The sequence below is a fragment of the Acinetobacter sp. WA-87 genome, assembly GCF_039938935.1.
Lineage (GTDB): Bacteria > Pseudomonadota > Gammaproteobacteria > Pseudomonadales > Moraxellaceae > Acinetobacter > Acinetobacter seifertii.
In genome coordinates this window covers 1439231-1465982 of record NZ_JBDUVF010000001.1, presented here as the reverse complement: position 1 = coordinate 1465982, position 26752 = coordinate 1439231, and the positions used below count along the sequence as shown (strand labels likewise).

The window sequence follows — 26752 nt, the reverse complement described above, 5'->3', positions numbered from 1 at the left end:
CCCAAGTAAATCAAAATATGTCATTATTTTGTAGAATAATATACGGCTTTCACTGAGGCTTACCAACACTTCGCTTTAGGTGAAAAGCAAAAAAGTTTTTTGAAAATGAGAACCTTGTCAATGAATTACCTGCAAGATGCGCGACAGCACGTATTACAGCAAATTAAAACTGCTTGTGAGCATGCTCAGCGTGCGACTGAAACTGTGCAACTTTTAGCCGTATCAAAAACACATCCAAGTGAAAGATTGCGTGAAATGTATGCAGCAGGGCAAAGGGCATTCGGTGAAAACTATTTACAAGAAGCTTTGGACAAAATTGAAGCTCTGCATGACTTAGACATTGAATGGCATTTTATTGGACATGTTCAACGCAACAAAACTAAGCATTTGGCTGAAAAGTTTGATTGGGTACATGGTGTAGACCGTTTGATTATTGCAGAGCGATTATCTAACCAACGTGGTGATGACCAAGCTGCACTTAATATTTGTTTGCAAGTGAATATTGATGGACAAGACAGTAAAGATGGCTGTGCACCAGAAGAAGTTGCTGAATTGGTTGCTCAAATTAGCCAACTGCCGAAAATTAAACTACGTGGCTTAATGGTCATTCCAGCACCAGACAATACCGCTGCTTTCGCAGATGCTAAAAAGCTATTTGATGAGGTGAAAGGGCAACATGCTCATGTGCAGGACTGGGATACATTAAGCATGGGAATGTCAGGCGATTTAGATGCTGCAATTGCAGCAGGTTCAACCATGGTCCGTGTAGGAACGGCATTGTTTGGTAAGCGTGAGCCGATTGAGAAAAAATAACTTTTACGGTTTAGCTAAATATTTTGTGGTGGAACTGTAATCAATTAATTTAAATTTAATTTTCCTCGCTTATAACCCAAATATTTTATATTTGAGTGTGTAATGTATGGATTTGTTGCATGTTTTCATTCTGGCAATTATTCAGGGCTTTGCTGAATTATTGCCAGTTTCTAGTTCCGCACACGTTATTTTAGCTGAAAAGTTAATGGGGTATGATCCATCTGCACCTGACATGACTTTCTTACTTGTAATGTTACATACAGGTACGATGTTTGCAGTGATCGTCTACTTTTGGAAATCTTGGAAAAAAACCTATTTTTCTTCTTGGGAAAGTTTTAAAAAACAAGCGTTCTATATTATTTTGGCAACCTTAATTACAGGCGTACTCGGTTTAGCGCTCCAATCTATGATTAAGCATGTGTTTTTCGGTGGCGCGAGCAGTTTCGAAATTGAGCATTTGTTTAGTAACTCAAAACTCATGGCAGCTGCACTGATTTCGGCAGGTGTACTTATTATTTTATCTTCGCGTTTAGATCGCGGCCAGCAAGGTGAAATTAGTTTGCGTAGTGCTTCTATTATTGGGGCAGTGCAGGCGTTATGTTTACCTTTCCGTGGCTTTTCACGTTCTGGTGCAACCATTTCTACAGGGCTATTTTTAGGTGTATCTCGCCAAAAGGCTGAAGAGTTCAGTTTTGCGTTGGCTGTGGTATTAACACCAGCAGTAATTTTAAAAGAATTATATCGTTTAGTTCATGCCCAAGGCTTACAAACTGTAGCTCATGGACAAGTGTTTCATTCGATGGTTCCAAGCTTGTTGGGTATGTGCTTTAGCTTTGGTGCTGGTCTTTTGGCGCTAAAATGGTTGTCTTCATGGTTAGAACATGGCCGTTGGCATTTGTTTGGCCTGTACTGTATTGGTTTCGCAATTGTCGTACTCTGCGTGAATTAATTTTTTGATGTTTTAAAATAAAAAAAATTAGCAAAAGACCATACAAGAAAAAGGGGCGTAAATAATACGCCCCTTTGTTCTATAAGATTCAATCAAATTTAAGATATGAAATCCTAATAATTAACCCACGACTTCAATGGTACTCGCACCAGCACCCAGTGGTTTCACCTGAATTTGTACAGGAATACGCTCATGCATTTCTTGAATGTGCGAAATGAGAATGACCTGACGTCCCTGATTTTGCAATTGATCTAAAGCATTCATGACCATGTGCAAAGAAGAAGCATCCAAAGTACCAAAGCCTTCATCAATAAACAGAGATTCAATTTTCATTGAACCCGAGGCCATATTGGCAATTGCTAACGACAAGGCAAGGGCAGTTAAGAATGATTCACCGCCAGATAAAGAGGCAACAGAGCGGGTTTCTCCATCCATATCATGGTCAATAATCGCAAGGCTTAAAGACTGATCTAGACGTTTTAACGTGTAACGTTGAGAAAGCATCGCCAGTTGCTGATTGGCATGTTCCACTAAAATATCTAGGTGATATTGCTGAGCATAGTCACGGAACTCTTTACCTTTAGCATCGCCAATGAGACCTGAAATTTTGCTCCAGCGATGTTCTTCTTGCTGAATATTTTGAATTTGCTCTGCATATTGTTGCTGCTTCGCAAGGTTTTGCTGGTGTACTTCAAGTTTAAGCTTAAGCCGATCACGTATTTCAAGTTGTGCTTTAAGCTCTGCAATATTGTCTTGAATGAGGCTAACAAGCTTTTCATGTTCAATATCTGGTTGAGTTTGTAAGTGCTCGCTTAATTGCTCTTGCATGGTCTTAAGGGCAGAAGAAGCTTCACTTAATAAACGCTCAGCATGATTAAGTCGGTTACGAATGTCTTGCTCTTGGGCTGAATTAATCTGCATGAGCGCTGTAAGGTCAGATGCTTGAAAATCAGCGTGAGCTTTTAACCAGTTTTGAATTTGCTCATCAACCTGCTGCTGATGTTGTGCAGTGTGTTGATGTTGATGCTTGAGCTGATCGAGCGATTGTTTCTGCTGCTCAAAGTGCTGTCTGGTTTGTTCGAAACGTTGTTTAGCCTCATGATACGTCGTTTGTTGCTGCTGACGTTTAGCGTCGTGCTCAATTAACCATTCGTGCGGTTTAATGTCAGCGCGGCCAGTCATTTGTTGAATGAGCGACACCGCTCTTTCATTATTTTGTTGGCCTTTAAGCGTAATTTCTTTGAGATTTTGATCGATCTCATCAATTTGCTTGGTCATTTGTTCAAGGTTGGCAGCTAACATTTTAAGTTCTTGTTGCTGCTGTTCAAAACGCTGTGCAAGCTGTTCTTGTTGTTCAAGCTGCTTAGCACGTGTGTCGAGAATCGCCCAAGTCTGCTTAGCCGTTTGGCTACTCGACTGCTGCCATGAATGTTGTTCAGCTTCAGATAAACACTCAACAATATGTTGAACTTGTTGTTGCCATTGCTGTGCCGTATTAAGCAAACTTTCATTACGTTGAATAGATTGAACCAGTTGATTGTGTTGTTTAATCGCTTGGGTTAAACACACGTTTTCTGAATCAAATGAACTGATAGCAGTTTGTGCCGCTTGTCTGAGTTCGTTAAACGTTTGCAAGATTTGTTCAGGAGTTTGATTAAGCTCAATGTGTAACTGATTGAGGCTAAACTGCTGCTCAAGTTCTTGCTGCAAGCTTGATTGTTTGGCTTTAAGTTGAGTTAAGTATTTCTGAACTTGCTCAAGCTCAGCAAGACACTGGGTAAGCGCATGTTGTTGGTTTTGCCATGCATTAAATTTAGTTTGTTCTAGCGCTACTGCCTGTTGCTCTTGTTGTTGCTGTAAATCGAACAAGGCCTTGGAAACTGCACTGTCATCAATACGATAAGGGTGATGTGTGCTTCCACACACTAAGCAAGCTTCGCCGTCTTTAAGATTGGCCCGTAACTGCTCAATATTTTCGGTGTGTAATAAACGCTGCTGTTGCAAGATGTGTTGTAACTTTTCACGTTCAGTTTTTGCTGTTTGGTAGTCTTGTTCAGCTAACTGGCAAACGGTTTTAAGCTGCTGCTCTTGGGCTGAGGCTTGAGTTTGTTTTTCGGTGAATTGCTGAAGCTCAGCATAGAGCTCATGATAGATTTTTATTTTTTGCTGAATTAGATCTAACTGCATGATTTGGGCAAGTTTCTGATCTTTATCTTTACGATGTTGCTCAAGTTTTAACTCAATCTGTTCAACTGTGCCGAGTGAAGCTGTCAGTTGTTCAAGTTCGCTTTTAGCTTCCGACAGCTTTTGGCGAGCAAGGGTAGGGTTTCCGAGCTGCTGTTCAATCGCTTCATAATTTTGAATAAATTGCCCAAGTTGATTTAAATGTGCTGAAAGTCCTTTGTCTAATACAGCATATTGCTGAGTCTGAGTAAGTTGCTGTTGAAGATGAATTTGGTTCTGCTCAAGCTGTGCAATGTGCTGTTGCACAGTATTTTGCTGCTGGTGCAGTGGACTGAGTTTTTGCTCAAGTACATATCTTTTTTCTTTGCACTTTTTATATTCATCGGCAATAAAGGCGCGTTCTTGAATGGACTGTCGAACTTGATTTAAAGCTTGTTGATGCTGCTGCTCAAAATCGAGCGTCTGTTTGAGTTCTTGTTCTGCAAGTTGATACTGCTTTTGTCCCGTTTCAAAAACTTGCACCAACTCATTAAACTTGGTTTGAGCTTGCTGAATTTGCGGTTCAAGCTGTTGTAGCGTTTGTAAATTTTGAGCTTGCTGAAAAACCTGTTGGCGTATTTCAGAGAAAACTTCGAGTCGTTTTAATTGCTCACGCTCACCAGCCAATTGTTGATGATGATTTTGTTGAGTTTGAAACTGTTGTTGTTTAGCTTGAACTTCTTGCTCAAGTTTCGCTTTGCGCTCAAACCATTGTTGCTGTTTGTCTAAGACATGTTTTTGTTGTTCTAACTGTTGATGGTTTTGCTCGGCTTGCTGATATTGCTCGGTAAATGCAGCAATCTCTTCATCAGACAAAATTTCAATATGGCCTAAGAACTCTTCAAGCTGTTTACGTTGCTTTGCAATATCTGCTGTTTTACGAAAAGCCAGCTCACCAATTTTGGCGAAAATGCTGGAATTGGTCAGGTACTCGAGTAACTCACCGCGTTCGCTGTCTCGTGCTTTTAAAAATGCGGTCACTTCTGACTGTGCAAGTAATACAGCACGCGTAAACTGTTCAAATGAAAGCTGGGTAATTTGTTTAACTTTTTCATCAACCGCTTTAGCTTTGTCGGCAAGTACCACGCCATCGGTCAGGCATTTTAAGTGGCGTTGCACGCTTTGTAATTTACCATTTGGGTTTTCACGCGCACGTTTAATTTCCCAACGTGCCAAATAGCGTTTTTGATCTTGTGCGATAAAGCAAAGCTCAGCAAACCCATGTCCTGTACCACGGCGTAAGACAGTTAAAGGTGAGTTAGTGAGTAACTCTGAACCATCAACATCTTTTAATTTGCCATCGCTGTCTTTAAGGCGCGGAACCCGATTAAACAAAGCCAGACACATCGCATCTAAAATGGTTGACTTACCAGCCCCCGTTTTTCCCACAATCGCAATGAGACCCGCATGGGCCAGAGGTGCGCTTTCAAAATCAATAAAGTGTTCATCAGAAAGAGATGCCAGATTTTTTATACGAATGGATAAAATTTTCATGACATATCCTTAAGGGGTTGCATCATTTTCAAGATGTTTTTGTGCTTCTTGTACCAGACTTAGAAAATCTTTTAAAACCGCATCATCGGCGCTGTAACCTTGTTTTTCCCAAATATTCTGAAAGAGTTTTTCTGGGGTTGGCGGTTCAAGAGCGATTTGCTGAGTAGTATTTGAATCGGTAGTGTCTTTATTCACATATTGACGTGAAATACGCACTAAACGGTAGCGGTCAGGCGGTAGAGCCGCTTCAAACTGCTGACGTAAATTCGGCTGTGGCGGCGTTAAACTATAATATTCAATATCGACATATTCACGGTGGTCAATATTTTCAATCACGCCATGAGGCAACGCTTTGAGTTGTTGCAATACTTCGTTTAACTCACCACGAATACGGTGCAACTGTATACAACGTGGAATTTCTACAGCTTCAAATTGCAAACGGTTGTCTGTCTCTTGAGCTGGGTCAATTTTGACTTCAACCACTTGGTGTTTATAGTTAATTTCACTAAAAGAAAGCGGAATTGGCGAGCCACTATAACGAATGTGCGGCTGGCCTACTTTTTGTGGTTTATGTAAGTGTCCTAAAGCAACATAGTCGACTGCATCTTCAAACAAAGTTGTTGAAAGTGCCTCTTCATTACCAATAATGATTGGACGTTCAGAGTCAGATGTTTCCCCACCTTGCATATGCGCATGCGACATCAAAATCAGAGCTTGGTCTGGTGTTTTACGACGTTTGGCCTCTGCAATCAGTTGCTGGTGCAAATAGGCAATCGCATTTTTGCTGTTAGTAGTATGTTCATTAAAGCCCGTAATTTCGGCTGAACGTAAAAAAGGTAGGGCAAGGCACCACGCCACAATCTCTTGATTTTGATTATAAATCGGTAAAAGTAGTCGATCGAGATCTAGAGTTTTATCTTCCTTCCAGCGAACCACGCCCACGGTTTTTGCATTGTATTTTTCTAAAAGCGGTTCGACTTGTTCAATACGGTAGCCTGAGTCGTGGTTACCCGCAATCATGAGCGTTTGCATGTGCGGCGCAAGGCGATGTGCATCTGCTAAAAATTGATAGAGTTGTTTTTGTGCTTGAGAACCGGGGTTAATCACATCAAAAATATCACCGGCAATGAGCAGGGCATGCGGTTGTTTTTCTTGAATTTGAGTGAGTAACCAGCTTAAAAATTGTTGGTGTTCGTAGTGTCGTGAATGATTATAAAAAAACTGCCCCAAATGCCAGTCAGAAGTATGTAAAAAATGTACGGACATAGAAACAGACATCAAGCCAAAATAAACACAGATACGTTAGCATAAATTGGCAGGAGATTTTATCAAGACATTTTAAAGTGCTCGTTATTTAAGCCTAGGTTGAAACTTAAATTAATTTTTCACTTTAAACTTTGCTTTGTTACTATCGACTTAAACCATGAACTTTGAGAACAAAATGACCATTCATGAATACGAAGTAAAAATACAGTGGGAAGGCAATACAGGAACTGGCACTTCTTCTTATCGTTCATATAAAAGAGACTTTAGTATTCATCATCCGCAAAAGGCCACGATTCAAGGTTCATCAGACCCAGCCTATTTAGGTGATGTGACCAGATGGAACCCAGAAGATTTATTGGTTGCATCAGCTTCAGCTTGTCATAAGCTTTGGTATTTACACCTATGTGCAGTCAATCATATTCATGTGCTGAGTTATGTCGACCATGCACTTGGCTTTATGGAGGATGCAGATCCAGTTAAACGAGGCCATTTTACTCAAATTACTTTAAGACCAGAAGTTGTTTTAGAAAAAGGTGCTGACCAAGAACTTGCTGCAAAATTACATGAAGAAGCACATCACGAATGCATGATTGCCAATTCGGTGAATTTTCCAATTACATGTGAGGCTAGCTTTAGCTTTGCTGAATAATTAATATGAAATAGCCACCGATAAAAGGCGGTGGCTATACATTAAAAAATAAATAGAGTCGTTAAATAAGATCTTTAAGCTGCATTTTCATCGACTTGGAAAATACCAAAAACGTTGTGGTCTAAATCGACAAAGTAACCATGCCAAGCACGACCGGGAATGGCGAATTTATCCATCGCGACAATACCACCTTGCGCTAAAATTTTTGCAGCTACTTCATCGAAGTTTTCGACCTGAACCGAGCAGGTAAATGCATTGGTGCCATATTCCATTGGCGGCGTTTGGGCTGGGCGTTTTAATAGACCACCCATAATTGAAGGCGTTTCGATACGATAATATTCAATCGGTAAGTTTTCATCGAGTTTAAATTGCCAGCCAAACACAGCTTGATAAAACTGCGCATCGCGGGCAGGGTTTGAAGACTGGATTTCAAAATAGGCAATATTGTTCATATTATTTAAAACATATTTTTATGGTGCAAAAAGTATACGCATAGCCTTTATAGCCACGAAAGGACTATTGTGTATGTTGAGCGTAAAATAAATGAAAGTGCTAGAAAATAAAAACCGACGATTCGAGTGATGAGAGAATCGTCGGTCAAAAACTTCATCAAGGGTTTCGGCTGCTAACAAAACCTAATCCGAAGGAAGGAAAGAGTCGTAATGAAAGGTCACCGAAACAATTTTGCGGATGCCGTGCAAAGGAAGTATTCGGTTGCTGCGACCTTATTACCCTATATAACGTCAAGAGATTCGAATTGGTTGACAGAAAAATGAAAAAAAATCGAAAAAAATTTATAATTATTTTTTGAACCCATAAATTAGGCAAAAATATGACCAAATTACGTTCTTACTTTCTCTGGTTTTTTGCTTTATGCATCGTACTTACCTTAATTGTAGGTGTGGTTGCAGCACTATTACCAGCGAGTGTAGGCGGTATTTTAACAGCCGTTCCATATTTAGGCGCAATGATTTTTGTCTTATTTAAATTTTTAAAGAAAGAACGCCGTGCACCGACTGTACCAGAAAAAAAGAAATTTACTTTAGGTTTTACCCTGATTTTTTGGGGCTATAACTTATGTGGTGTTTTATTTGGTCTGTTTTTATTTGCCAGAAAAGACCCTGAGATTTTGCAGAACTTTATGCTTTACCTCAAACAACCTCAGTTCTTGAGCATTATGGTGATTATGCTTTTAATGTTAGCTATTCCGCTTTATTTAATTACCTACTGGTTTTATGGCAAACAGGCACAGCGAATGGCAGACAAAATGTTTAATGTGCAATAGATCACTACATAAACAGCTACGATTAAATATAAATGAGTCTTATATAATGAAATAAAACTTGTGTCCTCGGCTTAGGAGGAAATATGAATAAGAATGTATTAATCACGGGTGCCAGTGGTTTTATCGGAACGCATTTAATTAAGTTTCTGCTGCAAAAAAATTATAACGTGATTGCTGTGACGCGGCAGGCTGGAAAGAAATCTGACCATCCTGCCTTACAGTGGGTGCAAAAATTCGAAGATATTACGACACGACAAATTGACTATGTGGTGAATTTGGCAGGTGCGAATATTGGCGAAAAACGCTGGACCGAGTCACGTAAAAAACAACTCATTGAAAGCCGAGTAAACACGACCCGAAAGTTATATGTATGGCTCAAGCAATCTGAAATTTTTCCAGAAGTGATTGTTTCTGGTTCGGCCATTGGTTATTACGGGATTGATGTTCAAGAAAAGTGGGCAGAGGTGTGCACCGAACAAAGCTCGCCACAGCCTATTTTTATGTCTCTACTTTGCCAAGAATGGGAACGAGCAGCTTTAGCAGACGCTCAGCAAAATACTAAAATTATTCGTTTAGGCGTAGTGTTTGGGCAGGGCGGTGGCATTTTGCCTAAAATGTTATTTCCGATTCGACTCAATTTAGTCGGTCAGATTGGTCATGGTCGTCAGCCTGTGGTTTGGGTACACATTGAAGATGTATTAAACGCCATCGAGTTTATATTTAAACATCCTCAATCTGCTCAAATTCATAATGTGGTGGCACCAGAAAACGTGACTCAAAAGGTATTTGTTGAACAAGCAGCAGAGGTTTTAAATAAGAAACCAATATTGTCAGCGCCGAGCACGGTTTTCCGTTGTTTGTTAGGGGAACAGTCGCAATTGATTTTAAATGGTCAATACGTTAAACCCACAGCCTTACAAGCAGAAGGATTTGAGTTTACTTATCCTCAATTGAAAATGGCTTTAGAGAATATACTCGCGTCAGGCTAAGATTTTATTTTGCAAACGCTCTGGTGAATATGCTTTGGCATCAACTAATGTCGGTTGACCTAGCATAAGTTGACGGAGCAATTGTGCAGAGCCTGCGCCCATACAGAGACCGTTTCTAAAATGACCAAAGTTTGCCCAGAGGTTATCCATTTCAGGCATTTTGCCAATGTACGGAACGCCATTTGGTGAACTTGGTCTTAGACCTGCCCAGCGCTGTATAATCGGAAAATCGGCCAGTTTAGGCACCATTTCTAAACACGCTTCTAAAATATTGTGCTGAGTCATTTCATCAGTTGAAGTGTCAAAACCACGATGTGCCATGCTAGACCCGCACACAATATGCCCGTCCATACGTGGAATCAAATACATCACTCGATTCATACACATGGTCGGTAGCCAGTGAGCAGTGGTTTTAAATAGCAGCATTTGACCTTGAACAGGTTCGACTGGAATGTCGAGTTGCAATTGAGAGTTCCAGTAATGACTCCAAGCACCCGAAGTTATTACAAAATGATCTGCTGTATGTTTGCGGCCATCTTCGGTTTGTAGCGCCTGTATCACATCACCTTGTTGAATTAGTTTTTTGACAGCAGCGTGTTCAAAAAACTCAACATTTGGATGTTGTTTTAAATAACTAATGAGAGACTGTAATACGCGAGGGTTACGAATATTAGATAGTTCAGGGAAATAAATGGCTTCTTGAAACTGAACGGAAATATGCGGATTAACTTGTTCTAGCGCATCTCGCTGTAAATATTCACAGCGCTGCATCGGTTCTTGATGTTGCTCGGCATAGGATAGTCCAACGTCAAAATCTTCTTCATCAAAAATCAGCATGCCTGTGTCATGTATTTCAAAATCAATCCCTGTAATAGGGTAGAGCTTTTGGTTCCATGCTTGATAAGAGGCTTTGCCAAATTGAGCAAGTTGGTTCACTGCATACACATAGCGCCACGGGTACATCGGAGAGAGAATGCCTCCGCCAGCCCAAGAGGCTGCTTGTCCCGCTTGTTGTTGATCAAAAATGCTGACTTTACAGCCTTGTTCAACCAACTCCAGCGCAGACATTAATCCACTTATGCCCGCGCCAATGATTGCAATATGCATGCAGTGTTATCCTTTCTCTGCGAACTTAGTTCATTTCCTTGAGTTTTTCAGCAGCGGTTTCTGCAAAGTAAGTCCAGATTCCGTCTGCACCAGCGCGGCGGCAGCACATGAGTGATTCTAAAATCACTGAATCTGATAACCAGCCATTTTGAATTGCGCCAGCTAACATTGCATATTCACCACTCACTTGATAAATGAATGTAGGAATACCAAAGGTATCTTTCACTTCACGGACCACATCCAGATATGGCATGCCCGGTTTTACAATTACCATGTCGGCGCCTTCTTGAATATCAAGCGCGATTTCATGTAAAGCTTCGGCACGGTTGGCAAAGTCCATCTGGTAGTTATATTTATTACCACCTTTTAGGTTGGATGCAGAGCCAACAGCATCACGGAATGGACCATAGAAGCTAGATGCATATTTCGCAGAGTAAGCCATGATGTTGGTATAGATGTGACCATTAGCTTCTAAAGCCTGACGAATTGCACCAATACGGCCATCCATCATGTCACTTGGAGCAATCACTTCGGCACCGGCTTCAGCGTGACTTAAGGCTTGTTTAATCAAGCACTCTACAGTCTCGTCATTCAGCACATAGCCTGTTTCATCAATAATGCCGTCTTGACCATGAGTCGTATATGGGTCGAGCGCACCATCGGTAATTAAAACCATTTCTGGCAATTCTTTTTTAAGCAAACGGCACGTAGTTTGTACTAAACCATCTTCACGCCAAGCAGCTTCTGCGGTAAGGCTTTTATCTTCTTGAGGGGTAACTGGAAAAAGAGCCAGTTTTGATACGCCCAATTCCAGAAGTCTTTCAGCTTTTTTCAGTAACAAATCTGCCGACAAACGCTGAATGTTTGGCATACTTGGAATATCTTGGGTCTGATTTTGTCCCGGTAATACAAATACTGGATAAATCAAGTGATTGGTAGTGAGCTGTGTTTCGCTGACCATCGCACGCAACTGGTCATTTTTACGGATACGGCGCATGCGAGTGGCTGGAAATGCAGGACGATTGAACGTATAAGTCATAACAATCTCGATGTTCGGTATTACACTAGGATAGGTTGGCGGATATTCCATTACTGTCAACCGACTGCTGTATTGTAGCCCCATAATGTTGGATTTGTACAAAATTATGGGTGTTTATCATGCTTTTAAATTTAGGCAATGTATGAGTGATGAAAAGAAAAATTGGACTGGGAACATCCATTTAGGTGCCAAAACTGACCTAACTGTGGTGCTCAACCAATTATGTAAGGCGTTTAATAGCTCTCCTTTTTTTAAGCATAGTGGAATGATTATGCGTGTGGTAGATGGCCACATTGAAGGCTATATCGAGATGCAACCCAACCTGATTGGTAATCTGGCATTTCAGATTTTGCATGGCGGCGTTGCTGCAACTTTGCTCGATAGTATTGGTGGAATTGTGGCAATGGAACACCTCTATCGCTGTTCGACTCCAGAAACTTTAACCGAAACTATTAAGCAAGTGTCGCGTTTGGCAACTGTCGATATGCGTGTAGATTATTTGGCTCCGGGACGCGGTAAGTATTTTATTGCACGTGCGGAAGTGTTACGTTTAGGTCGTAAGGGCTGCACTATGCGCATGACGATGGTCAATGATGAAGATAAAGCCATCGCAGCAGGGATTGCTTCATATGCCTATTAGTAGGCGATGAATTGAACCATTTTAAAGCGCCATGTGCGCTTTTTTTAGTGCTTAAAAAGCTGGAATTTTCATAAAAACTTTGAGATAAACATTAATTTAATTAGAACGAACGCATGAGTTATATTTTTTTATTCTCATATTGTGAGGTTTTAGCGTTAAAATTGACTGCTTTGACAATGCGATATGTCTTGTTTATAGAAAAATAAAAACTCTATAACAAGGTGTAGTGCGAGATTGATGGCAAAGCCAACTCATCTTTAGGAACATACCATGACTGATGCACAAAGCAATGTACAAGAAACAGTGCCAACAACATCTGCCTCGGATGACAACAACCAAAACAAGCGCAAAAAATTTCTTGGTTTTTTTGCGCTCATTTTATTGATCGCCGCTATTTTGTATGCAATTTGGGCATTATTTTTAAATCACTCTGTAAGTACAGATAATGCCTATGTCGGTGCAGAAACCGCGCAAATTACCTCAATGGTGAGCGGTCAGGTCGCTCAGGTTTTGGTAAATGATACTCAAACAGTTCATCGGGGTGATGTGCTGGTTCGTATTGATGAACGTGATGCCAAAATTGCATTGGCTCAAGCTGAGGCAGAACTTGCTAAAGCAAAACGCCAATACAAACAGACTGCGGCAAACAGTAGCTCTTTAAACTCCCAAGTTGTGGTTCGTGCCGACGAAATTAACAGTGCCAAAGCACAAGTTGCACAAGCACAGGCCGACTACGACAAAGCTGCTTTAGAACTCAACCGCCGTACGCAGCTTGCTGCCTCTGGTGCGGTATCTAAAGAAGAACTCACCAAGGCACAAAGTGCAGTGGAAACAGCTAAAGCAGGGCTAGAGCTTGCTAAAGCTGGTTTAGCGCAAGCGTCTTCGAGCCGTAAAGCTGCTGAAAGTACTTTAGCTGCTAACGAAGCCTTAATTCAGGGTGTAAGCGAAACATCGACTCCGGATGTACAAGTTGCACAGGCCCATGTTGAACAAGCACAGCTTGATTTGGAGCGTACCGTGATTCGTGCGCCAGTTGATGGTGTTATTACGCGCCGCAATATTCAAGTTGGTCAACGTGTTGCACCGGGTACGAGCATGATGATGATTGTGCCGCTGAACGAGTTATATGTAGATGCGAACTTTAAAGAAAGTCAGTTGAAAAAAGTCCGTCCGGGTCAACCAGTGACACTGACTTCAGATTTATACGGTGATGACGTTGAATATCACGGCAAAGTGGTAGGCTTCTCTGGTGGTACAGGCTCTGCCTTTGCCTTAATTCCGGCTCAAAACGCAACAGGTAACTGGATTAAAGTGGTTCAACGCTTACCGGTTCGTATTGCACTTGACCCGAAAGAACTTGCTGAACACCCATTGCGTGTTGGCTTGTCGATGGAAGCAAAAGTCGACTTATCTGCGAAGTAAACGCTTATGAAAACGCAAACACCTTTTGCCGAGTTAAGCGGTGGCCGTTTACTACTGGCAGCGTTTGTTATTGCCTTGTCGAACTTTATGGTCGTACTTGATACGACTATTGCCAACGTCTCTGTACCACATATTACCGGTAATCTTGCTGTTTCAAGTACACAAGGGACATGGGTTGTTACGTCCTATGCAGTTGCAGAAGCGATTTGTGTACCTTTAACAGGCTGGCTTGCAGGCCGCTTTGGAACGGTACGGGTCTTTATATTTGGTTTAATTGGCTTTACAGTCTTTTCTTTCCTGTGCGGTTTGGCAACATCGCTAGAGATGTTGGTATTTTTCCGTATTGGACAAGGTCTGTGCGGCGGTCCACTTATGCCACTCAGTCAAACCTTGCTTATGCGTATTTTTCCTCAGGAAAAACATGCACAGGCCATGGGGCTATGGGCAATGACTACCGTCGTGGGGCCAATTTTAGGACCAATTTTAGGCGGTCTGATTAGTGACAACTTGTCTTGGCATTGGATCTTCTTTATTAACTTACCTGTCGGTATTGTCTGTGTATTAGCAGCAATGCGCTTGTTAAGAGTAGCCGAAACAGAAACCATTTCTTTAAAAATTGATACGGTTGGTTTAGGACTGTTGGTACTTTGGATTGGTGCGCTACAACTCATGCTCGACTTGGGGCACGAACGCGACTGGTTTAATAGTACCAGCATTGTGGTGTTAGGCTTAACTGCCGCCATTGGCTTTGTGGTGTTCCTGATATGGGAACTCACCGACAAGCACCCCGTGGTGGATGTCAAAGTCTTTAGGCATAGGGGCTTTGCCATATCGGTACTGGCCTTGTCACTCGGCTTTGGTGCGTTCTTTGGCAGTATTGTATTGATACCGCAGTGGCTGCAAATGAACCTTTCCTATACTGCGACGTGGGCCGGTTATTTAACCGCAACCATGGGCTTTGGTAGTTTGACCATGTCACCAATTGTGGCAAAGCTTTCGACCAAACATGACCCACGTGCACTTGCAAGTTTCGGTTTAATTTTGCTCGGTATAGTGACCTTAATGCGAGCATTCTGGACCACAGATGCCGACTTTATGTCACTGGCTTGGCCACAAATCCTGCAAGGTTTTGCTGTACCGTTCTTCTTTATTCCACTGTCCAACATTGCACTGGGTTCAGTGTTGCAGCAAGAAATTGCATCTGCTGCGGGTCTCATGAACTTCTTAAGAACCATGGCAGGGGCGATTGGTGCTTCAATTGCAGTGACAGTCTGGGACGACCACGCTAAAGTGGCCCGTAGTGAAATGGTATCAAACCTGAACCCAACTGAAGTACAAAACAACCTTTTGCAAAATGGTTTTACGACTGATTCGACCTTAGGAATTATTTCTAACCTTGTCGATAAAGAAGCCATTACCATGTCGGCAAACCATGTATTTTTGCTGTTTGCGATCGTGTTTGTCTTTGCGGGATTAGTGATTTGGCTGTGTCCAAAACCCAAACAGGTCAGCGGCATGCCTTCTCATTAAACATAAAAAAGCATCTCTTCGGAGGTGCTTTTTTTAGGCTTACTAAAAAATGAGTGAATTTATAAATAGCAGATTGCGTCTACATTTAAAGAAATAAAACATGCCAGAATTGGGCAAATCAGTTATAAAAGAATGTGATATCAAGCAAGGAGGCACAACACAGGGCACAGCGTAAATAGCCTTAATCATTTAATATTATTAAAATCTTATTTTTATCAAAGATTAAAAAAACTTAATACCTGAAAACAAAGAAGCTTGCATGGCAATTGCATGGATAGGCAGGCGTATATATTGGAGTTATCACGTGAATAAAAGATATTCATTTTTGTTCAGTAGTTTATTAGCAGTCGGTTTATTACAAGGATGTGGAGATGACTCCTCGTCAGATCAGCCTAAGGATGATTCACATACAACCCCACCCAATTTAATTGTAGATAATGACCCAACCAGTTGTAGCAAACTGGCACAAGATGGTTCAAGCGTGGTGGTCGGTTCAAACCAAAATGGTGACCCAGCCGCGCCAGAGGGTGCGTCGGGTTATAGACTCGGTAACACTGTTAAATACGCAGATAAATATATGGTGGTGGCAAATACACCACTCGCGGTAAAAGCAGGTTGTGATGTTTTAAGAGCAGGTGGTAGTGCAGTTGATGCAGCCGTAGCGGTACAAGCAGTACTTGGTTTGGTCGAACCACAGTCGAGCACCATTGCTGGCAGTGGTTTTATGATGTATTACGACGCTAAAACCAAACAGGTTACGGCTTATGATGGCCGTGAAACCGCGCCAGCCGCAGCCAACGAATTTTATTTAATCCGCCAAAATATGGATGACCCAAATTCACCTGCACCTGTACCAAATGCGCGCCGTAGTGGTCGCTCGATTGGTGTGCCGGGCGTGATGCGTTTGCTCGAACAAGCGCAACAGGAACATGGCAAACTTAAGTGGAACCAGCTTTTTGATGAAGCGATTGGATTGGCTGACAACGGTTTCCGTATTCCGGGGCGTTTAGCAGATGCGATTACAAGTAATGCTAGCAGCTTAGCGCTTGATGCAAATGCAATGGCGACCTATTTCTACCCAGATGGTTCACCTCGTAAAGTGGGTGAAACCATGACTAATAAAGCCTATGCAAAAACGCTTGAAGCTCTCGCCACGCAAGGGGCAAATGCACTGCACACTGGCCCGATTGCGCAAGCCATTGTGGCGAAAGCAGGGCAAACCGTAGGGGATGACCCAGCAAGAACTCCAATTACCCCAAGCTTAATGACCTTGCAGGATTTGTCGAACTATCAGGTTAAAAAACGCGACCCGATTTGTACGACATATCGTGACCGTTACTATGTGTGTACCATGCCGCCTCCATCTTCGGGAGGGATTGCAGTTGCGCAAACGCTAGGTATTTTAGAAAACTTTGATATGTCGCTTTACCCACCTAAAAACCCTGAAAATGAAGGTGGTGTGCCAGATGTAATGGGCGTGCATTTAGTGTCTGAGGCAGAACGTTTAGCCTACGCCGACCGTGATAAATATGTGGCAGATACCGACTTTGTTGCTTTACCAGCACAGGGTATTGCAAGCTTTATTGATAAAAATTACTTGAAGCAACGTGCAGCACTAATTAACCCGAACCAAAGTATGGGCGTTGCACCAGCGGGTAATTTCAATCCAGCTTCGGGTGTCGACACCACAGTTGAACATGGCACGACTCAGTTCACCATTGTAGATGCCTATGGCAATGTGGTTTCAATGACATCGACTGTTGAATCGAGCATGGGTTCATTCCACATGGTGGATGGTTTCTTGCTGTCGAACCAGTTAACTGACTTTAGTGCGAACCCGCTAGATAGCACGGGAGCACTGGTTGCCAACCGTGTGGAAGGTGGCAAACGCCCACGCAGTACTATGGCGCCAACTTTAGTGTTTAAAGGCACCACGCCAGATGAGTTTTATATGGCAACAGGTTCACCAGGTGGCGGTACCATCATTCAATATGTGGTTAAAACTTTGGTGGGTGCGTTGGACTGGAACTTAAATGCACAGCAGGCGACTTCACTTGTGAATTTTGGTGCGACTAATAGCAAAAACACCAATGTGGATAGCTCGAATGTACAGCTTTCCTTAGTTGACCTGATTGAAGGTTTAAAAGCAAAAGGGCATGGCATATCGAACTCGGCGCAAACCAGTGGTATTTCAACGATTATGAAAGTAAATATAAATAATCAAAGCAAATACGCAGGTGGGGTAGACCCACGCCGTGAAGGAATTGTTTTAGGCAATGGTGCTTTATAAGCCTGTAGTCCAAACTTTAAAAAAACTGTCATTTTTGGCAGCTTTTTTATGTGGCCTTTGAAAAAAACAAAAGACACTCAATTATATAAATATGTTCATCAGTAGCAGACTGTTGATAAATTGCACAGCATTTTATTTTAGTTGTGCTATGATGTTCAGACATTCATGGGGATGTTATTGGCTTCGACGCTGGTGATGAAACTCATAGATGCATGCCGAGAGTGCATTTTCTCTCGTAAATCAAATTTGCATATTTTAGTCGCAAACGACGAAACTTACGCTCTAGCTGCCTAAGGGCAGTTTGTCCGCTTCCTAGAATACTTGTGGTTTAGGAACCCGACCGTAGCGCACGCACACAAGTCCGTATAGAGTCAGGCCTCGGGGCTTTATACCAAACTTAGAGGATCGCAACTTGTACCCTGTTCGTCGGGTCACTTGGTGTTAAAACAATAGACGATATCTAAGCATGTAGTATTCTCGAGCGTAATGCTGGCGGACGCGGGTTCAACTCCCGCCATCTCCACCAAAATTCTCTATATAATTAAGCCACTTATCATAAGTGGCTTTTTTATTGACAGGTTTTGATTTTATTAAGTTTTAAAAAGATTTGAAACGTCAATTTATGTCGTTATTGTAGTGTTCTGATAAAATTCTACTTAAAAAAAAAGAATAAATATGCCAAAGTAAGCTCCATTCTAAAATGATGATTTTGGTTGCTTTTTAACATGAATCAAGTACAGCTCCAAGAACTGCAAAAACGACTATGGAACATCGCTAATGACCTTCGCGGTAAGATGGGTGCAGATGAATTTCGTGACTATATTTTGGGTTTAATCTTCTATAAATATCTATCTGAAAAAGTACTAAACAGTGCCAACCAAGAGCTAAAAGAAGAAGGCTTACAGTTTAGTGATCTAGATGCTGAGAATGAAGAGCATCAAGAATTTTTGGAAGCACTCAAACAGGAAAGTCTTGAAAACATGGGTTTCTTCTTAGAGCCAACTCAGTTGTTCCATACGCTCGCAGACCGTGTTAGAAATAATGAGTTTATTTTGGATGAACTGATTCAGACTTTAAAAGCGATCGAACAAAGCACGCTAGATGCTGAGTCATCAGAAGATTTTGCACATTTGTTTGAGGATATGGATTTAACTTCGACTAAGCTAGGCAACAATGCGACTGATCGAAATGAATTGATTTCTAAAGTGTTAATACATTTAGATGCGATTGATTTTGATATCTCGAATACTGAAGCTGATGTACTGGGTGATGCGTACGAGTACTTGATTGGTCAATTTGCATCAGGAGCAGGTAAGAAGGCAGGTGAGTTCTATACACCACAAACGGTATCGACTTTACTTGCACGTATTGTGACGCTAGGCAAAGACCGTTTGCGTAGCGTATATGATCCGACTTGTGGTTCGGGCTCTTTGTTATTGCGTGTTAAGCGTGAAGTTGGAAATAACGTCGATGCCATCTACGGTCAGGAAATGAACCGTACCACGTATAACTTGGCGCGAATGAACATGATTCTGCATGATGTTCATTTTTCTAAGTTTGACATTAAGCAGGAAGATACTTTAAAAAAACCACAGCATATGGAGATGAAGTTCGATGCGATTGTGGCTAACCCGCCGTTTTCTGCAAAATGGTCTGCCGATCCGTTATTTTTAAGTGATGAGCGTTTTAAGTCTTTTGGTAAGCTCGCACCAAGTTCAAAAGCAGATATGGCATTCGTTCAGCACATGCTTTATCACCTTGATGACGAAGGCACACTTGCGATTGTTTTACCGCATGGGGTGTTGTTCCGTGGTTCGAGTGAAGGGCATATCCGTCAACATTTGATTGAAAAGATGAATGTGGTGGATGCGATTATTGGTTTACCTGCCAATATTTTCTACGGTACAACCATCCCAACTTGTATATTGGTGCTGAAGAAAAACCGTGAGCATAAAGACAATATCTTATTTATTGATGCGAGCAATGAGTTTGAAAAACAGAAGAATCAAAACAAGTTATTGCCTGAGCATTTAGACAATATTTTGGGTGCATTTGAAAACCGTCAGGATATTGAGAAATATGCCAAGGTTGCTTCAATTCAAGAGATTCGAGACAACGATTACAACCTAAATATTCCACGTTATGTGGATACCTTTGAAGCAGAAGCTGAGATTAATTTAAATGCGATTGCGAAACAACTTCAAGCCTTAGAAGTAGAAAGTCATAAGACTGAGGCTGTGATTACGGACTTTTGTAAAGAACTTGGGATTGATTCGCCATTTGTGGAGGTGAAATAATGGCTAGGCCTAAGTTAAGGTTTAAAGAATTTAATGGTGATTGGTCTTTAACTTCTTTTCAGGAATTATTCACTTTTAAAAATGGAGTGAATGCAACAAAAGAGCAGTATGGTTCTGGGATTAAATTCATCAATGTTCTAGATATTATCAACAACCCGAATGGCATTACTTACGATTCAATTATTGGGTCTGTAAATATTACATCAAAGGAAATTGATAAAAATTTAGTTCAATACGGTGATGTATTATTTCAAAGAAGTTCTGAAACTCGTGAAGAAGTTGGGCAGTCTAATGTTTATTTAAGTGATGAGCCTGTTGTCTTTGGTGGATTTGTTATTAGGGGGGCGGCTCAAAAAGAATACAATCCTGTATTTATGAATGGGTTATTAAAAACAGATTCTTTACGAGATCAGATTACTCAATTAAGTGGGGGAAGTACTCGCTTTAATATTGGTCAAGATTCTTTAAATAAAGTTTCTGCTTATTTACCTTTCAAAGAAGAACAAACCAAAATCGCTTCTTTTTTATCGGTAGTCGATAAAAAGATTACTCAACTTACGCAAAAGCATGAGCTTCTTAGCCAATATAAACAGGGCATGATGCAAAAGCTGTTTAGTCAGCAGATTCGTTTTAAAACAGATGATGGAAGTGAGTTTGGGGAGTGGGAATATAAAGAATTAGACTTGTTGTTAGATTATGAACAGCCGACAAAATATATTGTTTCGTCTACGAATTATGATAATTCTTTTCCAATACCTGTACTAACAGCAGGAAAAACTTTCATTTTGGGATACACAAATGAAGAGCACGGTATTTTTAATGCTGAAAGTCAAAATGTAATTATTTTTGATGATTTTACAACAGCCTATAAGTTCGTGAATTTCAATTTCAAAGTCAAATCCTCTGCAATGAAGATCCTTAAAACTGATCCACGTAAAAATAATATTTTTTATCTTTACTCTACATTTTCAACGTTATTTCTTTCATTAGGTGATGAGCATAAGCGTCGATGGATTTCTGAATACTCGAAGCTAGAGGTGCCTGTTCCTTGTCTAGAAGAACAAACCAAAATTGCTAATTTCTTATCAGTCATCGATCAAAAAATAAGAAAGGTTGCACAGCAGATAGAAGAAACAAAACAGTGGAAAAAAGGTTTGTTACAGCAGATGTTTGTATAAGTTAAAAGCAGTATTGAATTCACTCAATACTGCTTTTTTATTGTGATATCATTATGAATAATATAGAACAAAAAACTAAGGATTTAAGCCAAAATTTGTTGGATTGGCTTCAGAAGCACTTTGGCAGCAAAGATATTACTCAGTATAAAAATTTGGCTTTAAGTCTGATTTTTTACAAATTTTTATCAGATAAATTTGAGCAATTTGCAAATGAAAACTTAGAGGGTGAAATCGAGTACTGGGCTTTAGATGAGCATCAGCATGATGACCTGATGACTGCTATAAAGGAAGAAGGACAAGACTCTTTAGGGTATTTTATTGCACCCAAACACTTGATTGGTTCATTTGCTCAGGCTTTTAGCATCAATAATAAATATTACTTTTTGGAAGAGTTTGATAAAGCAATTCTCCATTTTCAACAAAACCTAATAGATCAGTCGCAAGGTGTCTTTGATGGGCTGTTAGGTGACATTGATACTACAAGTGTATTACTTGGTAGTTCAGCTAGTGCTAGAAATCAGACATTAGGTTCCATGTTGGTAGAATTGAATGCAATTAAACTCTACTCTAAAGATGAACCTAAAATTTTAGGGGGGGCTTTCTTTAGTTTAATTGAATTTATGGCAATGAGTTTGGGGAAAAAGAAAGGTGATTTCTATACACCAGCTCATGTATCAGCTTTGATGGCAAGTATTATTCATACTGAAAAAAGCCGAGTTCGTACACTCTACGATCCTACATTTGGCTCAGGCTCATTACTGATTAAGACGGATCAGACACTAGAGTTTGTCGATCAAATCTACGGGCAAGATCTGATCGATGGCAACTTTAAAACTGCTCGAATGAATTTTCTGATCAATGGCTATCACTATTCAAAATTAAAATTAGAAAGTGACAATACTTTAGAAAAGCCAAAACATCTTGATATAAAATTTGACGTCATAATTTGTAATCCAAAGTTTTCTCAAAGTTGGAATAATAATGATGCTAAAAAGAGTGATCCAAGATTTTCAAATTATGGAAAACTTGCACCTAAGTCAAAAGCAGACTTTGCTTTCATACAACACATCGTTTATTCCTTAGAGGATGAGGGAATAGCAGTTGTGCTGATTCCTCATGGGGTTCTATTTAGAGGTGATTCTGAAAGGACTATTCGTAAATTTTTGCTTGAACGCCTGAATTGTATTGATGCAGTGATTGGCTTGGCGAAAGATCTATCCCCTGTGATAGATACAGAAGTCGCCATGTTAGTCTTAAAGAAAAATAGACAAGCGGATGATAAAGTCCTCTTTATTAATGCCAAAGACTTTTATGAAAAGCAGAAAGCATTCAATATTATTTCGCCAGAACAAATTGCAGAAATTACAGAAATTTATAAAACAAAAGTAACCAGACCTAAAATTTCGGAATATGTGGAGCGCTCAAAAATTGTAGAGCATGGCTACAATCTGAATATTCCACGCTATATCGACTTGTTTGAACCTGAACCTGAAGTTGATATCGATGATACTGCATTAAAGTTAGAGCAGATTGATGAAACGCTAGAGCAGATTGATTTAGATATTAGAAAGTATTGCGATGAGTTAAGTATTCGTTATCCTTTTAAAATTTGATTGTTAAATATAAAAAGGGGGAAAGTAAAATGAAAATTGAATTAGATTGGTATGAACCAATAGAGCTAGGTAGTTCAAGTACATTAAAAGACAATGTTAAGAACTTTGATTTTTCATTACTTCCTGAAATCTCAGGAGTCTATATTTTTTATAGAGAATATGGCAATTATCAAGAGGCTCTTTATGTTGGAAAGTCAGAAAATATTCGTACTCGTATGAAAGCTCATTTTGACAGTATGAAATTAATAGATAGATTAGTAGAGACACCAAAAGGCCAAAAAAAGTTAATCTTTGCTGAAGTCAAAAGTCGTTCAGATTTAGCAAGAGCTTTAGCTCAAGCTGAAAAAGGATTAATTAATCAGTTAGATGATGAAAAGCATCCTTTACTTAATCGTAAGCTAATGAAAGATCAATATGATTATATTATTTCCAAAGGAAATGCGTTAAGTATTATTGATGAAGAGATACCTGTATTTTCTAGTAAAGTTTGAATAGCTTATCACTGCATGATTATCGCATGTAGTGAAATTTTAATTTACCTTTTTAGATGTAACCAGTCGGGGTGAATCACTAGCTCTTTTACATCTCAACTTTTTTTATAGCGATAATTGTACTGAGGCTTTTACTTACCTTTTACGAGTTTTATTCGTGTAAAGAAACCTTGATTTATAACAGCTTCAAACATCTCCACCTCACTTACTTCCAAATCACACTTTTTGGGGTCGGGATCATTTAAAATACGAGCTGAACCGCTAGTTCCAATTCTAAAATATAACTCTTTAGTCTTTTTATTTTCTTGCATGACAGGAAATAGTTTTTCTCCATCAGAAGTTAGAAAATAAAATGAATCACTAAATTTTTCATCAAAAATTGCCATAGACCTTTCGCTGTATATGAAATGCGTGGTATTAGTGCTATTTTAACACTTTAAAATGATGTAAATCATTACATTATAAAGACCAAAGAAGAGATGGAAGCGTGGGTACACAAGTAGAACTTGAGTTGGAAAATAACTTTATTCAACAGCTTGAAGGGTTAGGCTATGAAAGAGTGTTATTACGAACAGAAAAAGCATTAGTCGATAACTTAAAACTGCAAATCCAGAAACTCAATCAAATCCATCATGCTTTCTCAGAACAAGAGTGGAAACAGGTTTGGCATTACCTTACAAAAGAAACATCTATTTTTGGTAAAGCACAATTATTACGTGATCGTTTCCCACTAAAATTCGATGATGGTACGGTCAAGCATCTATCTTTTTTTGGTGAAAACGCAACCGATAATACCTATCAAGTTTCTAATCAAATCGTATCTGACCATTCTGCCTTGAATGGTAAAACGAGTCGTTTTGATGTCACTTTATTGGTGAATGGATTTCCTCTTATACAAGTTGAGTTAAAACGACGTGGAGTAGAAATTCAACAAGCATTTAAGCAAACTATTGATTATGCAAAATCAGCCTATAAAGCAGGTGACGGTTTATTTGGTTATATCCAGTTTTTTGTGATTAGTAATGGTGTCAACTGTTTGTACTATGCCAATGGCACCAAAAACATAGAATTTACTTTTCCATGGGCAGATGAAAATAATAAAAATATCAACGATCTTACTGAATTTACTAATGTCTTTTTGAATCCGAAACACGCATTTAAGATGTTGTCTCAGTACATTGTGTTACATCACTCAGATCAATTCTTAATGATCCTGCGTCCGTATCAAATTTATGCCATCGAACGCATGGTTGAGCATGTAAAAATATCTAAGGAAAATGCTTATATTTGGCATACCACAGGCTCAGGGAAAACCTTAACCTCGTTTAAGGCAAGTCAGTTACTGATTAAGAATCCTGAGATTCGTCGCGTAATTTTTGTCGTTGACCGTAAAGATTTAGATGAGCAAACCTACACTGAATTTAATGCGTATAGAGAAGGTTCGGTGGATAGTACGAACAACACTGCCAACCTCATTAAGCAATTACGCTCCTTAGATAATCGTCTAGTCTTAACTACCATTCAAAAGCTGAATAATGCGATTACCAAAGACCGCCATCAAAAGGAGATGGCTGATCTGCAAAAAGAAAAAGTTATTTTTATTTTTGATGAATGTCACCGTAGTCAGTTTGGTGAAACACATCAGAACATCAAACGCTTCTTTAAAAATGCACAAATGTTTGGTTTCACTGGTACACCAATTTTTGATGAAAATGGTTTAAAGAAATCAGGAGAGAAATTTACGACTGAATTTTTATTTCCTAAACGCTTGCATGAATATCTCATTGTGGATGCCATTACCGATCGTAATGTACTACCTTTTCAAATTGACTATTGGGGGAAATATAGCGCCACAGGTGAAACTGATAGTAATGAAAAAGTTGAGGAAATTGATAGTAAAGAGTTATACGACAACCCTGAACGTTTGGAAAAAATTGTTCGTCATATATTGAGTATCCACGATAAAAAAACTCGGAACAGAGAGTTTTGTGCCATGTTCTGTGTGAGTTCGGTTGAAAATCTTATCCAATACTACGAACTGTTTGAAAAAGTCCAAGCTGAAATGGTAGAGGACGCAGAAAGAAACAAGACCTATTTCCAACCAATTTCAGTGCGAACAATTTTCTCATTCGGTGTAGAAGAACAGGATCAGCAAAATACAGCAGACGAAATAGAAGCAGGTATGATTGCTGAAGAACCAGTGGATGCCCCAAATATTGTAGATGAGTCAAGAAAGGCAAAACTCGACAAGTATATTGCTCAATACAATGAAACCTATGGTTCAAGTTACAATACAACAGATAGCTTCTATGAGTACTATCAAAATCTTGGTAAGCGAGTGAAATTTTTTAACATCAAGTATGAGAAAGATGAGCAGATAGATTTACTTCTTGTTGTGAACATGTTCCTGACAGGATTTGATTCAAAATCATTGAATACGATCTATGTAGACAAAAACTTAAAATATCATGGTTTGATTCAGGCATTCTCACGTACCAATCGTGTTTATAAACCTTCAAAGCCATTTGGAAACGTAGTTTGTTATCGCAACTTAAAGCAAGCAACGGATAAGGCATTACGTTTGTTTTCTGATAAGAAACCATTCAGTAGTGTAACCATACCTGAAATGAGTGTGTTCTTAGAGCAGTATGAAACTGCTGTAGCACAGTTGAAAACACTGACTCCAAATTGTCAGGACGTAGATGATTTAAAACTTGAAGCTGAACAGTTGAAGTTTGTAGAAACCTTTAGGGAAGTTCTACGCCTGAATAACTTACTAAATATGTTTACTGAGTATGATAAAAACAAAGCGCCAATCAGTCCTCAAGATTTAGAAGATTATAAGGGGAAATATAAAGACTTATATAATCGTATCAAACAACCATCTGAGGGCAAAGATAAAGCTTCTGTCTTAGATGATATCGACTTCCAGCTCGAACTGGTGCATAACGACCGAGTGAATCAAGATTACATTATGGCACTGCTTGGGCTGATTGTGACTGCATCTAATCAAGCGCAGAAGGATCAACGTAGAAAAGAGTTGATAGATATGCTGAGTAATGATGCCAAGATGTACAACAAAAAAGACCTGATCGAAAAATTCATCAATGAACAATTACCAAAGATGATCACAGGGCAAACGGTGAAGCAGGCATTCTCAACATTTTGGGATGCAGAAAGAGCGCAAGCCTATGAAGGTTTCTGTCGTGTTGAACAATTGAAAAAGCCTGAGTTTGATAAAGTTGCGGATAACTTTAATTTCACTGAACGTCTTCCATTGCCTCACGAAATTAAAGAACTACCCATTCAAAAACCACCGTTGCTGAAGCGTAATCGTTATTTCGCAGAGCTACATAGCAAGACCTCTGAATTGTTAAGCCGATACAGTTTGAAGTTGTAAGGTGCAATTGCGAAAGAATGAATGCGGGGACAGCTCAAATCAGCCGAGGAGTTACTCAGGCGAAGGCTGTGCTTGTC

Annotated in this window: 20 protein-coding genes and 1 other RNA gene; 15 read left to right on the top strand and 6 right to left on the bottom strand. The window is 39.9% G+C overall.

All coding sequences use genetic code 11. The features are described from left to right. Positions 1–120: 120 nt before the first annotated feature. A complete protein-coding gene (locus ABFY81_RS06800; RefSeq protein ID WP_288101817.1) occupies positions 121–813 on the top strand; it encodes a YggS family pyridoxal phosphate-dependent enzyme in 693 nt (230 codons plus the stop codon). A gap of 106 nt (positions 814–919) precedes the next feature. Beyond that, positions 920–1762 carry an undecaprenyl-diphosphate phosphatase gene (locus tag ABFY81_RS06795; protein ID WP_068933939.1) on the top strand — a complete coding sequence of 281 codons (843 nt, stop codon included), beginning with the start codon at positions 920–922 and terminating at the stop codon, positions 1760–1762. Positions 1763–1882: 120 nt separating this feature from the next. Here ABFY81_RS06795 and ABFY81_RS06790 read toward each other — a convergent pair whose 3' ends face one another. Together ABFY81_RS06790 and ABFY81_RS06785 are read right to left on the bottom strand one after the other, a co-directional pair. Next, positions 1883–5479, bottom strand: a complete 3597-nt coding sequence (locus ABFY81_RS06790; protein ID WP_347913391.1) for an AAA family ATPase — start codon at positions 5477–5479, stop codon at positions 1883–1885. A 9-nt stretch (positions 5480–5488) separates the two neighbouring features. Next, a complete protein-coding gene (locus ABFY81_RS06785) occupies positions 5489–6757 on the bottom strand; it encodes an exonuclease SbcCD subunit D C-terminal domain-containing protein (RefSeq protein ID WP_347913390.1) in 1269 nt (422 codons plus the stop codon). 163 nt (positions 6758–6920) lie between these two features. On the opposite strand from ABFY81_RS06785, the gene ABFY81_RS06780 reads away from it, so the two are divergent. After that, the gene (locus ABFY81_RS06780; RefSeq protein ID WP_347913389.1) at positions 6921–7394 is read left to right on the top strand and encodes an OsmC family protein; all 474 of its coding nucleotides are present in this window, start codon (positions 6921–6923) and stop codon (positions 7392–7394) included. Positions 7395–7468: 74 nt separating this feature from the next. On the opposite strand, the gene ABFY81_RS06775 is transcribed toward ABFY81_RS06780, so the two are convergent. Then, positions 7469–7846, bottom strand: a complete 378-nt coding sequence (locus ABFY81_RS06775; protein WP_005303175.1) for a VOC family protein — start codon at positions 7844–7846, stop codon at positions 7469–7471. Between the two features lie 380 nt (positions 7847–8226). On the opposite strand from ABFY81_RS06775, the gene ABFY81_RS06770 reads away from it, so the two are divergent. Both ABFY81_RS06770 and ABFY81_RS06765 read left to right on the top strand, forming a co-directional pair. Beyond that, positions 8227–8679 carry an ABZJ_00895 family protein gene (locus tag ABFY81_RS06770; protein WP_032004218.1) on the top strand — a complete coding sequence of 151 codons (453 nt, stop codon included), beginning with the start codon at positions 8227–8229 and terminating at the stop codon, positions 8677–8679. Positions 8680–8762: 83 nt separating this feature from the next. Beyond that, on the top strand, positions 8763–9668 hold the full coding sequence (locus tag ABFY81_RS06765; protein ID WP_347913388.1) for a TIGR01777 family oxidoreductase: 906 nt from the start codon (positions 8763–8765) through the stop codon (positions 9666–9668). Here ABFY81_RS06765 and ABFY81_RS06760 read toward each other — a convergent pair. Both ABFY81_RS06760 and hemB read right to left on the bottom strand, forming a co-directional pair. Beyond that, complete coding sequence (locus ABFY81_RS06760) at positions 9660–10775, bottom strand: FAD-dependent oxidoreductase (RefSeq protein ID WP_347913387.1); 1116 nt, start codon at positions 10773–10775, stop codon at positions 9660–9662. The two genes, ABFY81_RS06765 and ABFY81_RS06760, sit on opposite strands and share 9 nt — an antisense overlap. Before the next feature lie 25 nt (positions 10776–10800). Then, on the bottom strand, positions 10801–11814 hold the full coding sequence (gene hemB / locus ABFY81_RS06755; protein WP_000222569.1) for a porphobilinogen synthase: 1014 nt from the start codon (positions 11812–11814) through the stop codon (positions 10801–10803). A gap of 142 nt (positions 11815–11956) precedes the next feature. Here hemB and ABFY81_RS06750 point away from each other — a divergent pair, with 142 nt between their 5' ends. The 9 genes from ABFY81_RS06750 to ABFY81_RS06710 all read left to right on the top strand — a co-directional run bounded on the left by ABFY81_RS06750 (position 11957) and on the right by ABFY81_RS06710 (position 23275). Then, complete coding sequence (locus ABFY81_RS06750) at positions 11957–12454, top strand: thioesterase family protein (RefSeq protein ID WP_347913386.1); 498 nt, start codon at positions 11957–11959, stop codon at positions 12452–12454. 270 nt (positions 12455–12724) lie between these two features. Continuing rightward, positions 12725–13876, top strand: a complete 1152-nt coding sequence (locus tag ABFY81_RS06745; RefSeq protein ID WP_019456813.1) for an EmrA/EmrK family multidrug efflux transporter periplasmic adaptor subunit — start codon at positions 12725–12727, stop codon at positions 13874–13876. 6 nt (positions 13877–13882) lie between these two features. After that, the gene (locus ABFY81_RS06740) at positions 13883–15406 is read left to right on the top strand and encodes a DHA2 family efflux MFS transporter permease subunit (protein ID WP_004703256.1); all 1524 of its coding nucleotides are present in this window, start codon (positions 13883–13885) and stop codon (positions 15404–15406) included. A 304-nt stretch (positions 15407–15710) separates the two neighbouring features. Beyond that, entirely contained in the window at positions 15711–17696 is a 1986-nt protein-coding gene (gene ggt, locus ABFY81_RS06735) for a gamma-glutamyltransferase (protein ID WP_347913385.1), read from the top strand. A gap of 167 nt (positions 17697–17863) precedes the next feature. Beyond that, positions 17864–18222: a transfer-messenger RNA gene (gene ssrA, locus ABFY81_RS06730) on the top strand. Positions 18223–18421: 199 nt separating this feature from the next. Beyond that, positions 18422–19993, top strand: a complete 1572-nt coding sequence (locus ABFY81_RS06725; protein ID WP_347913384.1) for a type I restriction-modification system subunit M — start codon at positions 18422–18424, stop codon at positions 19991–19993. Continuing rightward, positions 19993–21171 carry a restriction endonuclease subunit S gene (locus ABFY81_RS06720; RefSeq protein ID WP_347913383.1) on the top strand — a complete coding sequence of 393 codons (1179 nt, stop codon included), beginning with the start codon at positions 19993–19995 and terminating at the stop codon, positions 21169–21171. The genes ABFY81_RS06725 and ABFY81_RS06720 overlap by 1 nt, the downstream gene beginning before the upstream one ends. A 53-nt stretch (positions 21172–21224) precedes the next feature. After that, the gene (locus ABFY81_RS06715; RefSeq protein WP_347913382.1) at positions 21225–22784 is read left to right on the top strand and encodes a type I restriction-modification system subunit M; all 1560 of its coding nucleotides are present in this window, start codon (positions 21225–21227) and stop codon (positions 22782–22784) included. A gap of 29 nt (positions 22785–22813) precedes the next feature. Next, a complete protein-coding gene (locus ABFY81_RS06710; protein WP_347913381.1) occupies positions 22814–23275 on the top strand; it encodes a GIY-YIG nuclease family protein in 462 nt (153 codons plus the stop codon). A gap of 131 nt (positions 23276–23406) precedes the next feature. Here the strand turns inward: ABFY81_RS06710 and ABFY81_RS06705 are convergent, their stop codons facing one another. Then, on the bottom strand, positions 23407–23661 hold the full coding sequence (locus tag ABFY81_RS06705) for a hypothetical protein (protein ID WP_347913380.1): 255 nt from the start codon (positions 23659–23661) through the stop codon (positions 23407–23409). A gap of 101 nt (positions 23662–23762) precedes the next feature. On the opposite strand from ABFY81_RS06705, the gene ABFY81_RS06700 reads away from it, so the two are divergent. Further along, positions 23763–26675 carry a type I restriction endonuclease subunit R gene (locus tag ABFY81_RS06700; RefSeq protein WP_347913379.1) on the top strand — a complete coding sequence of 971 codons (2913 nt, stop codon included), beginning with the start codon at positions 23763–23765 and terminating at the stop codon, positions 26673–26675. Positions 26676–26752 lie beyond the last annotated feature (77 nt).